The organism is Synechococcus sp. PCC 6312, from assembly GCF_000316685.1.
In the GTDB taxonomy this organism is placed as follows: Bacteria; Cyanobacteriota; Cyanobacteriia; order Thermosynechococcales; family Thermosynechococcaceae; genus Pseudocalidococcus.
On record NC_019680.1, the window covers coordinates 3,667,740 to 3,681,545 of the forward strand.

The 13,806-nt window shown below is 49.2% G+C and carries 11 protein-coding genes and 1 tRNA gene; 7 read left to right on the forward strand and 5 right to left on the reverse strand.

Annotated features, from left to right (window positions below; translation table 11 throughout):
• Both SYN6312_RS17760 and SYN6312_RS17765 read left to right on the forward strand, forming a co-directional pair.
• Positions 1-1,137, forward strand: a complete 1,137-nt coding sequence (locus SYN6312_RS17760; RefSeq protein ID WP_015126281.1) for an ABC transporter permease — start codon at positions 1-3, stop codon at positions 1,135-1,137.
• 244 nt (positions 1,138-1,381) lie between these two features.
• Positions 1,382-3,940 (forward strand): glycogen/starch/alpha-glucan phosphorylase, encoded by a 2,559-nt coding sequence (locus SYN6312_RS17765; RefSeq protein ID WP_015126282.1) that lies wholly within the window; start codon positions 1,382-1,384, stop codon positions 3,938-3,940.
• A gap of 68 nt (positions 3,941-4,008) precedes the next feature.
• Here the strand turns inward: SYN6312_RS17765 and SYN6312_RS17770 are convergent, their stop codons facing one another.
• Positions 4,009-4,611 (reverse strand): GNAT family N-acetyltransferase, encoded by a 603-nt coding sequence (locus tag SYN6312_RS17770; RefSeq protein ID WP_015126283.1) that lies wholly within the window; start codon positions 4,609-4,611, stop codon positions 4,009-4,011.
• 349 nt (positions 4,612-4,960) lie between these two features.
• A complete protein-coding gene (locus SYN6312_RS17775) occupies positions 4,961-5,692 on the reverse strand; it encodes a hypothetical protein (RefSeq protein WP_015126284.1) in 732 nt (243 codons plus the stop codon).
• 99 nt (positions 5,693-5,791) lie between these two features.
• Between SYN6312_RS17775 and SYN6312_RS17780 the strand changes: the two genes are divergently transcribed.
• Both SYN6312_RS17780 and SYN6312_RS17785 read left to right on the forward strand, forming a co-directional pair.
• Positions 5,792-6,328, forward strand: coding sequence for a GNAT family N-acetyltransferase (locus SYN6312_RS17780; protein WP_015126285.1), 537 nt, complete (start codon positions 5,792-5,794; stop codon positions 6,326-6,328).
• 67 nt (positions 6,329-6,395) lie between these two features.
• Positions 6,396-6,469, forward strand: a tRNA-Pro gene (locus tag SYN6312_RS17785).
• Here SYN6312_RS17785 and deoC read toward each other — a convergent pair.
• Entirely contained in the window at positions 6,451-7,119 is a 669-nt protein-coding gene (gene deoC, locus SYN6312_RS19240) for a deoxyribose-phosphate aldolase (protein WP_371257375.1), read from the reverse strand. The two genes, SYN6312_RS17785 and deoC, sit on opposite strands and share 19 nt — an antisense overlap.
• Before the next feature lie 253 nt (positions 7,120-7,372).
• Positions 7,373-7,810: a hypothetical protein gene (locus SYN6312_RS17790; protein ID WP_015126286.1), complete on the reverse strand. Its 438-nt coding sequence runs from the start codon at positions 7,808-7,810 to the stop codon at positions 7,373-7,375.
• Between the two features lie 467 nt (positions 7,811-8,277).
• On the opposite strand from SYN6312_RS17790, the gene SYN6312_RS17795 reads away from it, so the two are divergent.
• The 3 genes from SYN6312_RS17795 (at position 8,278) to gshB (ending at position 10,233) form a co-directional block, all read left to right on the forward strand.
• A complete protein-coding gene (locus SYN6312_RS17795) occupies positions 8,278-8,667 on the forward strand; it encodes an AbrB family transcriptional regulator (RefSeq protein WP_015126287.1) in 390 nt (129 codons plus the stop codon).
• A 254-nt stretch (positions 8,668-8,921) separates the two neighbouring features.
• The gene (gene grxC, locus SYN6312_RS17800) at positions 8,922-9,191 is read left to right on the forward strand and encodes a glutaredoxin 3 (RefSeq protein ID WP_015126288.1); all 270 of its coding nucleotides are present in this window, start codon (positions 8,922-8,924) and stop codon (positions 9,189-9,191) included.
• Positions 9,192-9,243: 52 nt separating this feature from the next.
• Positions 9,244-10,233, forward strand: a complete 990-nt coding sequence (gene gshB, locus SYN6312_RS17805; protein ID WP_015126289.1) for a glutathione synthase — start codon at positions 9,244-9,246, stop codon at positions 10,231-10,233.
• Positions 10,234-10,264: 31 nt separating this feature from the next.
• Here the strand turns inward: gshB and SYN6312_RS18585 are convergent, their stop codons facing one another.
• Positions 10,265-13,729, reverse strand: coding sequence for a response regulator (locus SYN6312_RS18585; protein ID WP_015126290.1), 3,465 nt, complete (start codon positions 13,727-13,729; stop codon positions 10,265-10,267).
• Between the last annotated feature and the right edge of the window lie 77 nt (positions 13,730-13,806).

Consider the following 13,806-nt stretch of genomic DNA (forward strand, 5'->3'; position numbering starts at 1 on the left):
ATGCAGGCCTGGCAGCGATTGCGGTCAAACCCGCTGGCCAAGCTGGGGGCGATTGTCCTTTTAAGCTTTTATCTGTTGGCCCTGGGCGCGGACTTCATGGCTCCCTATGATCCCTACAGTAGCCAGGCCGAGGGCGCGCTGTTACCCCCCACCCAGCTGTATTGGCGCAACGCCCAAGGGCAGTTCATTGGCCCCCATGTCTATCCCACCACCCTTGGCCCCGTTAGCTTAGATACGGGAGAGCGGCCATTACGAGTTAACCGACAAGCACCTTCCCCAGTTCGCCTATTTGTTCAGGGGTTTGAATATCGGTTTCTCCAAATCAGTCTGCCTTGGCCAACCCAGTGGAATTTTGCTGATCCGAAAATTGAGTCGCGGGTGATGATTCCAGGAATTCCGAGTCGTCTCCATTTATTTGGTACAACCGGCCCAGGCACTCTCAATCTTTTAGGCACCGATGAACAAGCCCGCGATCAATTAAGTCGGCTGCTCTTTGGGGCCCGCATTAGTCTAAGTATTGGGCTGGTCGGAGTAGCGGTGGCTTTTCCCCTGGGGATGTTGGTGGGAGGAATTTCCGGCTACTTTGGCGGCTGGTGGGATGTGGGGCTGATGCGAATTGTTGAAGTACTCATGACAATCCCAACCATTTACTTACTGGTGGCATTGGCGGCCGTTTTACCGGCGGGTTTAAGCAGTGCAGAACGATTTTTATTGATTGTGTTGATCACGTCTTTTGTCAGTTGGGCAGGCCTGGCACGGGTGATTCGCGGGCAAGTGCTTTCCCTCAAGTCCCAAACCTATGTCCAGGCCGCGGTGGCGATGGGGGGCCGTTCCCTGTACATCATCCTGCGGCATATTCTGCCCCAAACCACCACCTATGTCATTATTGCCGCTACCTTAGCTATCCCCAACTTTATTGTCGCCGAGTCCGTCCTCAGTCTGATTGGCCTGGGTATCCAACAACCGGATCCCTCGTGGGGAAATATGCTCTCCTTAGCCACCAATGCTTCTATTCTTTTGTTGCAACCCTGGTTGATTTGGCCCCCCGCTGTTTTGATTGTCTTAACGGTTTTGTCGTTTAATGTTGTCGGCGATAGTTTACGAGATGCCTTAGACCCCAAAAATACAAACTCCTGATCCAGGCTCGGTTCAGACAACTCTGTGGACAAAGATGAAGACAATCTTAAATTTTAGAGCAACGTGTTCAGCAGGGATGATATCGAATAAAAACCAGTCAACACCAGGCCTGGTCAGAGTTACAGATGGAAGATATTACAGATATTAAGCAATTCTTAAAGCTTGGTCAGCGGTAATCTCAGGTACTTTTGCGTTATCTGGCCTAGGATTATTCTAAGTATTTACGTTAAGTGCCGATTCCGCCATGACTAACCAAAAGCAAAATGGGAACTCCCCCAGGCCCGAGCTCACCCATGAGGATATGTACTGTGACAGTGATCGGACGGGAATGACGGTTGGGACACTCAAGCGCGCCTTTTTAGATAATCTGCACTACATCCAAGGCAAAGATGCCTATTTTGCCACGGCCTATGACTACTACATGGCCCTGGCCTACACGGTGCGAGATCGATTAGTCCATCGGCGGATTAAAACAGCCCAAGCTTACTACGAAAAAGATGCCAAAATGGTGTATTACCTCTCGGCAGAATTTTTGATTGGCCGCTTACTGCTCAACAATCTGATCAACGTGGGCCTCTATGAGCAAGCCAAACAAGCGATGGCCGACTTTGGCCTGGATCTGACGGAACTCATGGATCGGGAGGCGGAACCTGGTTTAGGCAATGGGGGCCTGGGACGCTTAGCAGCCTGTTTCCTCGATTCCTTAGCCACCCTCGAAATTCCAGCCATTGGTTATGGAATTCGCTATGAATTTGGCATTTTTGAGCAGCAGATTAGTGGGGGCTGGCAACAGGAAGTTCCAGATAACTGGCTCCGGTTTGGAAATCCTTGGGAAATTGCCCGTCCCGATTACAATGTCGAAGTCAAGTTTGGCGGCCACACCGAAGCGTTTACCGATGCTCAAGGACGTTATCGGGTGCGTTGGATTGCGGAAACAACAGTCTTCGGGACTCCCTATGATACGCCGGTAGCTGGTTACAAAAACAATACAGTGAATACCCTGCGGCTGTGGAGTGCTAAGGCTGGGGAAGACTTTAACCTCCAGGTGTTTAATGCTGGCGACTACACCCAGGCCGTAGCCAACAAAACCTTTAGCGAAAACATCTCCAAAGTTCTCTATCCAGCAGATCAAACCCTCCAAGGGAAGGAACTCCGGTTACGGCAACAGTATTTCTTTGTGGCTTGCTCCCTCCAGGACATTATTCGCCTCTATCTCCGTAATCACAGCACCTTTGATGCCTTCCCGGAAAAAGCGGCCATCCAATTAAACGATACCCATCCCTCCATTGGTGTGGCGGAATTAATGCGGTTGTTGGTGGATGAGCAGCAGTTGAACTGGGACGTGGCCTGGGATATTACCCAACGCACCTTTGCCTATACCAATCACACTCTCCTCTCAGAAGCCTTGGAACGCTGGTCGGTGGATTTGTTTGGACGGCTCTTACCCCGACACTTGGAGATTATTTACGAAATTAACTACCGCTTTCTCAATGAAATTCGCCTCCGTTACCCCGGCAATACGGCCCGTTTAGCCCGGATGTCTTTGGTGGAAGAAGGACATGGCAAGCAAATTCGGATGGCGCACCTGGCCTGTGTCGGCAGTCATACGGTCAATGGGGTCGCCGAGTTACACACTGAGTTGATCAAGCAGGAATTACTGCGGGACTTTTATGAGATGTACCCCGAGAAATTCCAAAACAAAACCAATGGAATTACTCCCCGCCGCTGGTTACTCCTGAGCAATCCCCAACTAGCTACCCTGATCACAGAAACCCTTGGCTCCGAGCATTGGGTGACCCACCTAGATGAGTTGCAGCAACTGGAAACCCAAATCGAGAATCCTACCTTCCAGGCCCGGTGGCAGGCGATTAAACAGAGCAACAAAGAACGACTAGCAGAATACATCTGGCGCAACAACCAAATCGAGGTGGATCCCTACTCCCTCTTTGATGTCCAGATCAAGCGGATTCACGAATACAAACGCCAACACCTTTGTGTCCTGCACATTATTACCCTCTACGAACAAATCAAGGCCAACCCCAGCATTGATATTCAGCCGCGCACATTTATTTTTGGCGGGAAGGCGGCCCCTGGTTACTTCATGGCCAAAACGATCATTAAACTGATCAACGCAGTTGGTGATATGGTCAACCATGATCCGGATGTGGCGGGGCGGATTAAGGTCGTCTTCCTGAATAACTACTCTGTCTCCTTGGGCGAAATGGCCTATCCCGCCGCTGACCTCTCAGAACAGGTCTCCACCGCTGGAAAAGAAGCATCCGGGACTGGGAATATGAAGTTTGCCCTCAACGGTTCCTTAACCATTGGCACATTGGACGGGGCTAACGTGGAAATTCGCCAAGAGGCGGGGCCGGAAAACTTCTTCCTGTTTGGCTTAACGGCCCAAGAAGTGATGAGCCTGAAAGCCGAGGGCTATAACCCCTATGACTATTACCTGAGTAACCCGATGCTCAAAAAGGTGATTGATAGCTTAATCAGCGACTACTTTAACCCCCGCGAACCAGGCATTTTCCAACCCATTGTCAATTCCCTGCTCTACCACGATGAATATATGCTTTTAGCCGATTATCAGTCCTATATAGATTGCCAGGCCAGGGCGGCAGCGGCATTTCGGGATAAGACCCATTGGACAAAAATGTCGATTTTAAATGTCGCCCGGATGGGTAAATTCTCCTCGGATCGGACGATTTGGGAATACTGTCAAGACATTTGGCGGGTAGAACCCTTGTCCATTACCTTGGATGTGCCTCAGGCTCCATCACCCTTAACGGCCGGAGTTTAGAGGGGTTGAATAAACAGGGCCGGGTCTAGTTGAGATCAGGCCTTATTTTTTTCAGTTATTTTAAGGGTCTATTGGCGGCGGCGGGGACGGTGATAGGTGACTCGTTCAGAGCGATTGCGCTCAAATTCAATCAGGCGGCCATAGTATTCGTGCTTCGTCAAGTTCATTGAGAAAAAGACGTGCTTGCGGGGATTGCCAAAGCCTTTCCGGGTAAAGAATTTAACGGCGGGGGTGTTAGCTGGGTCCGTATCCACAAGCATAAACCGGGCTCCTTGCTCAATCATCCGCTCAATGATTTTATCCACCAAAATATCAGCCACTCCCCGGCGTTGATAGTCGCGGCTGACCCCTAACCAGTTGATATAGCCATAAACCCAAGGGGCTTTTTCAATAATGGTGCCGAGGACAAATCCGGCCAGATTACCTTCTATTTCTGCAACTAAGCAATAATCGGGATCCGTATTGTAGTAGCCAATCACTTCCCATTCGTCCCAAATTCGGTACAGGGAGGGGTAGAGATCACTCGTAAATAAACGCTCCCCTAAATGAAAGACTGGAGCGATATCATCTACGGACATATCCCGCACAGTGACGGTCATGGCACTGGTTTCTGCGGGGTTTTGCAGATCTTTAATTTCAAAATGTTCTTGGTCGGATTGTTCAGGAGTCATAGAGAAGGCCTGGAAAACAATAAAAACTTTGCGTGTTCGGGAATAGCGAAGTTGTGACTCAAGGGCAAGGAGCTTTGAGAGATGGGTTCATAACAGAAGCATCAAGTAGGGACCCTAGCAGGCTTATTTTTAAATTTCAATGGTTGTGTATCGGGTGATCCTAACAATTCACCCCCAAATTTTGACCTGAGGCAGCCATCCTACTCTTGACGTGAATCTATTTACCAGTCTGGCAGCGGCAACATAAAACCCATGACTGCGATCAAGCTTGTGGAATATCCCAGGCCAGTCACCTAGGAACTTTACCTTATGTTAATCTAAAAGCCCTGGCTGGCCAATTTAGGGCTGTTTAATTTGATGTGGGAATTTCCAGGATACGGTCTTTAATATTTTGGGCGAGACGCTGTCCCAAGTAATCAGGAATTAAATTGCCATTGGGGCCGAGGAGGTAAAGGAGTAGTCGCACCCGGCTCCGCCAAAGCATGAAATTGGTATTGACCACCAACAACTCTTCCCCCCAAATTGCATGCATGACCTTATAAAGCAGGCCGGGGTGACTGGCGGCTTCAATTAATAGGGCGGGCAACTTAAACACATGATCCGTATAAAAACTGGTTTGGACATCCTTGAGTCCTTCTCCCCAGTCAAACTCTAAGGTCAGCATGTCCTCCACGGCAAATTCACCATTCAAGGTTTGCAGAAGGGCCCGCTGCACGCTATCGGTCATTTTTTTCGAGAGGGCTATACCATCTTGAGAGAGGACAAGTTTAATAAACACCAGCATGGGGGTGCGAATTTGCCCATAGAGGCTAAGGCTATGGATTCCCAGGCGATAGGCGGCCATCACCCCAAAGAGATCACTCAGGAGATAGGAATGGTTCCGATTAGCAAAGTAAAGGGCGGTGCGATTGTTCTCTAGGGATAAGTGAATTACGGGTTGCTTAGTGCGGTGAATCTGATAGGCAAGCTGGAGATTTTGTCGCTGAATTTCGCTGCTGGCGTACTGCTCGTAAAAATCGGGGAACGTGCGGTTAAAGCGCTTCAGGAGGTCTTGGTCTGACCATTGATTCTCGGAAATCATACTTTGTTTGCCGCTATACTGAAATCTGTGGATCAGCCAACTTTGGTTGCTTCGTTAGCCCCAGGCCTGTGATTAACAAACCATCTCCAGCATACTTGCATGAGCTTCTGGAAAAATCTTTTTAGTGGTCAAAGTAATTCTTCAACCGCCACCTCAACACTGACACCTGTTCCCTCTGGAGATGCTAATCCTACGGCTGAATGTTCCGGGACAAGCAAGATCTTCTTTAGCAAAGAAAAGGAAATTGACGTTCAGGAGCTTGAAGAACTCTGTGATGCGGTGGGTTGGTCGCGACGGCCCCTGCGGAAGGTGAAAAAAGCCATTGAGCATAGTTTTATTGTCGTTTCTATGTGGGAGCAGCGGGGCAGTTATCGGCGCTTAATTGGCTTTTCCCGAGCCACTTCTGACCATGCCTTTAATGCCACCATTTGGGATGTTGTCGTCCATCCACAGTTTCAACAACGGGGCCTGGGCAAAGCCTTAATGCAGCAAATTATTAAAGAACTGCGCCGGGAAGACATTAGCAACATCACCCTATTTGCGGATCCTGGTGTGGTTAATTTTTACCGAAATTTAGGGTTTCGCCCGGATCCGGAGGGCATTAAGGGGATGTTTTGGTATCCTAATAGCCGCTAGGGGATGAGACAAGCTACTATGGTTAAGCAGGAAGTTATATCTTATTGACCTCTTGCTAGTTCGATTTCGGGATGTAGCGCAGCTTGGTAGCGCATCTGCTTTGGGAGCAGAGGGTCGTAGGTTCAAATCCTATCATCCCGATTTTGTTGATTGAGAATGTCTATGCCGCGGGATGTGCCCAAACGGGTGGCTCCAGCATTAATTAAATCCTTGGCCTGGTCATAGGTGCGAATCCCGCCTGAGGCTTTCACTCCAACCCGATCCTTGGCCACTTCCTTCAGAAGTTTGACATCCTCAACCGTTGCTCCCCCCTGCCAACCTGTACTGGTTTTGAGAAAGCTCACCCCCGCATCCAGGCAAATTTCCGCCGCAATTTGCTTCTCAGTCGTAGTTAAAACCGTGGTTTCCAAAATCGCTTTGACTGTAACTTGAGTGGCTTCACAGATGGCAGCGATTTCGTTATAGATGGCCTCGCTATGACCCATTTTTAACCAGCCCAAATTAATGACCACATCCAATTCTTGCGCCCCAGCATCCACCGCAGCTTGAGCTTCATAGAGCTTTGTTGCAGGGGTATGGGCCCCGGTGGGAAAACCAATCACCGTACAAACGAGGGGCACTTTGCCATAGAGGAGCTCAACAGCACGGGCCACCCAAATCGGGTAAATGCAAACGCTGGCAAATTTCCACTGCTCGGCCTGGGCGCACAATTGCTCAATGTCAGCTTCTGTGGCAAGGGGGTCTAATAAGGTGTGGTCAATCTGGGGAGCCAAATTATTGAGGGTCATCATCAAGTCATCTCTTCAGGACTGCATCTAAAATTTATGCCTAAATTTTTCAAATTCTGACTCCCCTCAGCAGCAGATTACAGAACCTAGTTAGGGCCAGATAGACTGGAAATCTCGGGGAGGGTCAAAGCAGGTCAATCCTCATTTCAGCAATGCCTATGGATGTCTCTGATTCTAGAACAGTCTGTGTATGGCGATGGGAAACCCGCAGCCCAGTCCCCGAATATTAACTCTGCTTCGACATTTTAGACTGAGCTTAGGCCAAATCCGCGGGTAGGCTGAGGGCCTGATAAATTTGCTGCTGCAGGTCTTGGCGTTGGAGTTCCTGAGACGGAGCTTGGGGTGTGCGGGGGACAAAAATAATGCTATCCACCGGTTCTAGGGCGATGAGTTGAAACAAGAGGGCAATGACGGGAATTTCCCCCACAACCCGACCTGCGGCCGCGGCCCTTTCGGCTTGACCAGAGGTGGCATAGGCATAGATGACGTTTCTGCTGAGGTCGGGTAGGTGGCGATGTTGAAGGGTAACCGATTCCCAATTTCCTTGGGGACTTTGACAAATGTAATAGTTCAATTCAGGCAAAGATTCGGCAATTTTCCGCAAGATTGGGGCAATTGTTTGTAAGGCCTGGGGGGTTTGGCCATCGGCAGGGGCCTGGGCAATCAGAGTTTGGAGTTGCTGATCCAAGGTCACAAAAACAAGTTCTAATAGCTAATATTTTGAGTCTAACGGATCAGGCCTGGATGGGTAAAACTCTCTAAAATTCTAGGTCATAATCAATGCAACCTCTCAAGTGGTGTCGTAAATAATGTCAACCCCAACCAAGATTGTGTTGGCTGAATCTCATAGCAGAATGTTTAATGATTTATCTGTATAAAACTAAGTTCTCGCCTTAAGTAAAATATTTTCAATTATAGAATTATAGTTCAAGGCAACAATCCCACAAGTAATAAAAGTAACCGATGGCCAAAAATCAAAAAAAATAATAACAAAATGTACTAAAAATTGAGTTCTCAACTTGAAACCTATCAGATTCTATGCTTTGCTAGTTATTAGGTTAAAAATTCAGGTTTGTAAGTTGCGATTCGCGCCAAGTGTCTGGCAGATTTCCCTTATTCGCCACTTACCCAATGTCAACTTAATTTAAGGAAGGTGAACGAATGCCTCGCAAGAGCACTAATCAACTCACAGGTGAAGCTCTCCTCAAAAAAGTCAAGGACTTGGATGGGAAAAGCCAAGAAGAAATTGCCAAGGCCTGTGGTTATTACACAACAACAAAAGGTGGCGCAGAACGGGTTAGCACGCTGAAATTTTATAAAGCACTAGCCTATGCCCAAGGTCTGAATTTGGACGGCAAATCAGCATCAGGCAGCAGTCGGGGTGGACGGAGTGCCAGCTATCGCATTAGTGTCCAGGCCAATGGCAACTTACTGATTGGTTCAGCCTACACCAAGCAAATGAACTTGGAACCCGGAGATGAGTTTGAAATTACCCTGGGGCGCAAGCACATTAAATTAACCCAAGTTTCTGAAGAAGACGCTGCTGTCTAGGCTCGGAACATAACCAATCATCGATCTTTCCCTCACCCTTCCTCGCTTGCAATGGGATAGTTGTCGTTAACCCAGATGCGAAGATAGAGTCTCTGTGGGGGAAATTTTAATTTTTCACAAAGTTTTCGAGAAGAACCTAAAAATGTTGTTAGGTGGCCTATCTTTGGGATGATTTTGACGGTTAATCCCAGATTCTCGGGGAGAAATTAGGGTAACGTAAAAGCAGATGTCGTACCGTTAGGAATGCTCCTCCGATGAGCCAGGCCAAGGTGGAAATTTATACATGGGCAACCTGTCCCTTTTGTATCCGTGCTAAGCAGTTACTCTCCCGTAAGGAAGTTCAATTTACAGAATATGGGATTGATGGGGATGAAACCGCACGGGCGGCAATGGCTAAACGGGCTAATGGCAAACGCTCTTTACCGCAAATTTTCATCAATGACCAACATGTTGGCGGCTGTGATGATTTACATCGCTTAGAGGCTCAGGGAAAGTTGGATATCTTACTCCAAAGTGGGGTCTAAACTCCCGTAGCTGCTTTTAAGTTTTACGCCTAATTAACGGGAGAAACAGCCGATGAAACAGGTTTTTATCATCGATCCAATTGCTGGCCTTGATCCCGGCCACGATACCAGTGTTGCCTTAATGGAGGCGGCCCAACTGGCTGGTCACGAGGTTTGGATCACCACCATGCAGCAGCTTAGTATTATCCATAGCCAGGCCTGGGCAGTTGTCCAACCCGTGACCTTAGTTCCCGTTATTCTGCAAGAGGATCAATGGTTGCCGGAGCCAGTCTGGTTTAGTTTAGGGGACTCCAGCTTGCGTCCACTGACAGACTTTGATGTGGTTTGGATCCGCCCCGATCCACCCGTGAATACCGCTTATTTATATGCCACCTATATTCTCGATCGTTTAGCCACAACGAAGACTCAGGTTATCAATCATCCCCAAGGCATCCGCTCAGCCAACGAGAAAATGTATGCCCTGCAATTTACTAAGGTGATTCCTACGACCATTGTGAGCCAATCGAAAACCCAAATCCGGGAGTTTGTCCAGGCCCAGGGTACAGCAGTCTTAAAACCCTTGGGAGGCAAAGGGGGGGAAGGGATTCTATTTTTGGCAGCGGGTGATCGCAACTTAAACTCCATGATTGAAATTAGTACGGAGCGGGGGCAATTACCCGTCATGGTGCAGGAATATTTGCCAGCGGCCCAGGCCGGGGATAAACGAATTATTTTGCTAGACGGTGAGCCTATTGGGGCTGTCAATCGGATTCCGACCGGGGATGAGTTTCGGGGGAATATGGCCACAGGCGGGCGGGTGGCAAATGTCGAGATCACGGCCCGGGATCAGGAAATTTGTCAGGCAGTGGGGCCAATTCTCCGGCGAGATGGCTTGGTCTTTGTCGGGATTGATGTGATTGGCGGTTATTTAACGGAGGTCAACGTCACTAGTCCAACGGGGATGCGGGAAATTGATCGGCTGAGTGGGACACGTCTAGGGAAAACAGTCATGGCCTGGCTGGAAGAAGATTACAGACAAAGGCAAACCGTCTCAACCAACTGATGAGTGGTTCTCAGTGATTAATGATTAATGATTAATGCATTTGCGGATAGGTCAACTTTGGGGAATGGGCCTGGGTGCGTTGGAGGGCGGCTACGAGGCTTTCAATCTTGACTGGCTTACTGACATAATCATCCATTCCGGCTCGGAAACACATCTCCCGATCTCCCTCTAAGGCATTGGCGGTCATGGCAATGATCCAAGGGCGTTGTTGGGCTGACCAACGTTCACAAATTTTTTCTGTCGTGGTGAGTCCGTCCATTTCTGGCATTTGGATATCCATGAGAATCACATCATAGGGCTGACGCTCTAGGGCCGCTAAGACCTCTAGGCCATTGACAGCCACATCCGCTTGATACCCCAGGCGTTGGAGAATATGTCGAGCCACTTTTTGATTAACAGGATTATCCTCAGCTAATAAAATTCGTAAGGGTAGCCGTTCCCCTAAGGTTACATCAAGGGTGGCCGGGGCCGGAGTCTGGGGTGCTTGGGTATGTGGATCCAGGGCCTGGAGCAGAGTTTGTCCCAATTGCTTGGCCCGGACTGGTTTTTGCAAAAACGCCACAAATAGTGATTTCGCTACAGCGGTTTGTAACCAACTCCGGGGAGTCATCAAAATCAGGGGCAGTTGGGGATATTTTTGCCGCAGTTGTTGACCCAATTGAATCCCATTCAGACCCGGCATCTGGAGATCAATCAGAGCCACATCCCAGGGTTGGTCGGGAATCTGCAAAACCTTGGCTGCCTCAGAATAAACGTTTGGAGATAGGCCCAATTCCTGGAGCCGCGCCCCCAGAAGATGGGCAATGGGTTCATGATCATCAACAACTAAGACTTGTTTTCCTTGGAGAGCTGGGTTTTCGGGGGGGGGAAGACAAATTCTCGCCTCCACAGGGACGCGAATCGTAAACCGAAATGTTGTCCCAACCCCAACCTGGCTTTGCACCGTCATATCGCCCCCCATTAGCTGACAGAGCCGCCGACTAATTACCAGGCCCAGGCCCGTCCCACCATATTGGCGCGTGGTTGAGGCATCCACCTGACTAAAGGGCTTGAACAATCTATCGAGGCGATCGTCAGGAATCCCAATCCCGGTATCCTCAATGGCAAACCGCAGTTCATAGTCTCCTTGGGCCGTTTGGGGGCGACTATCCACATGGATCATCACTTCCCCTTGGGTGGTAAATTTCACGCCATTGCCGACTAAGTTCACTAAGATTTGCCGGACTCGGGTCACATCCCCTAGGACTTGTCGAGGCGTATGGCAACTGTAGGTATAGCCAAGTTCAATATTTTTCTCATCCGCTTTGGTGGCTAATAAATCGAGAACCTCCTCAATGCAGTCGGCCAAGTCAAAGGGACGTTGCTCCAAACTCATGCTGCCCGATTCAATCTTGGAAAAGTCTAAAATGTCGTTAATAATCGTCAGCAAGGTATCCCCGGCCTGGCGAATCGTTTGAATAAAGTCCTGTTGTTGGGGGGATAGGGGCGTATCTAACAGCAAACTGGTCAGGCCCATCACCGCGTTCATGGGGGTGCGAATTTCATGGCTCATGGTGGCGAGAAAATCACTTTTGGCCCGGTTGGCCAGTTCAGCACTCAGGCGGGCCTGCTCCAGCTCTTGATTTTGAATCAGAAGTTGCTCCCGTTGTTCCGTTTCTTGGGACAATAGCTGGGCCTGAGCCAGACCAATCCCAACTTGGGCCGCCACCGTTTCCAAAAATTCTACTTCCGCAAGTTGCCAGCGATGAGAGTGGTGACAGAGGTGCAAGGCAATTAAGCCATTGGGTTCACCCCGATAGGATGTCCGAACGGCTAAAAGGGACTTGAGGGAAATCTGTTGGCAAAACTCGGCAATACTGGCCGTTTCGGGTTCTTGTTCGACGCGATCCACAACCCAGGCCTGGTCAGAGACTAACACCCGCTCCAGCATCCTGTTGCCACTGATGGGGATCTCAAGCTGAGAAATAGAAGTAATCCCCTCTGCTAAATATTCCGCCACCAAGGGCACATCTAATTCGGGGGTATGCCGATAGGTATGAATTAAACAGCGATCGACTTTCAACGCTCGCCCAAGGGCCTGGGCCGCCATTTCACAGATGTGTTTAGCATTCAAACTTTGGCGAATTTCTTCCGTGATTTGCCGCAGAAGTAATGCTCGTCGCATTTGTTGCTGAAGAACCGCCTCAGCCCGTTTCCGTTCACTGACATCGGTTTGAATGCCAATATAGTGGGTCAACTGCCCCTGGTCATCGTAAATTGGGGAAATGGAAAGTTCATTCCAAAAGACAGTACCATTTTTGCGAATATTTTTGAGCACAACCCGCCCCGACTGGCCTTTTTTGATGGCATGACGGAGGGCCTGTAGCCCTGGTTGATTTTGATCGTCCCCTTGGAGAAACCGACAGTTGCGGCCAATCACCTCTGAGACACGATAGCCCGTAATTTTTTCAAAGGCAGGGTTGGCATAGATCACGGGGTAGTCTGGGCGGCGATGATCCGTAATTACAATCCCGTTCGTACTGGCTTCTATAGCCCGCTCGCGCAACAGCAGTTCAATTTCAGCGTGCTTTTGATCCGAAAGGTCACTAGCAATTCCCAAAAAACCATTAATCTCGCCTTTGGAATTCCGCCGGGCTGTAACCGATAATTTGACCGGAAAGCGACTGCCATCTTTACGAATATAGGTCCATTCCCGCTCATCGGCCTGACCAGATCGAGAACGATGCACAAAAACCTCAAACCCTGGAGGAATCTCTTGACCCACTTCTTGACTGAGGATTTTAGCCTGGAACTGAATTTCGAGTGGATCATGAAAAATTGCTGGGGTTGCACAACCGAGTAGCTCTCTGGCTTTATATCCCAACCATTTTTCAGCTACGGAATTAAACGCGCAGATTGTTCCATCAACAGTTGTGGAAATAATGGCATAGTTGGCACTATCAAGAATATCTTTCTGTAGGTTGCTATTATGTTGCCGTTCTCGGAGCAGCTTTTGAACCCGACGCAGATTCCGGCGGACTTCCAGTTGAGTCACGACTTGTTTAGCTAGGGTTTGGAGCGTGAGTTCTTGGACTGGGTTGAGTTGGCGGGGTTGTTGATCAATGACACATAGGGTTCCTAGGGTAAATCCGGTCGGGGTGATGAGGGGCATGCCCGCATAAAAACGAATATGGGGTTCACCCGTGACTAGGGGATTATCAGCAAAACGTTCATCTAAGAGGGTGTCGGGAATGACCAAAAGGTGGGGTTGCAAAATAGCGTGGGCACAAAAGGCCAGGTTTCGGGGCGTTTCGGTTGCATCCAGGCCCACCTTGGCTTTAAACCATTGGCGATCTTTATCAACCAAGCTGATTAAGGCGATGGGTACGTCACAGACCGCAGCCGCTAATTCGGCAATTTGATTAAAGTCAGACTCCGGCGGCGTATCTAAAACACGATAGGCATCAAGGGCCTGGAGGCGGCGATCTTCGTTATCTGGACAAGGGGCACAGAGCATTGCAAAACCTTTTGACCGGCGATTCCAATGGCTTGAAGGGAGGAAGAATTGAAGGGGGTTGAAAGATCCTACTTGAC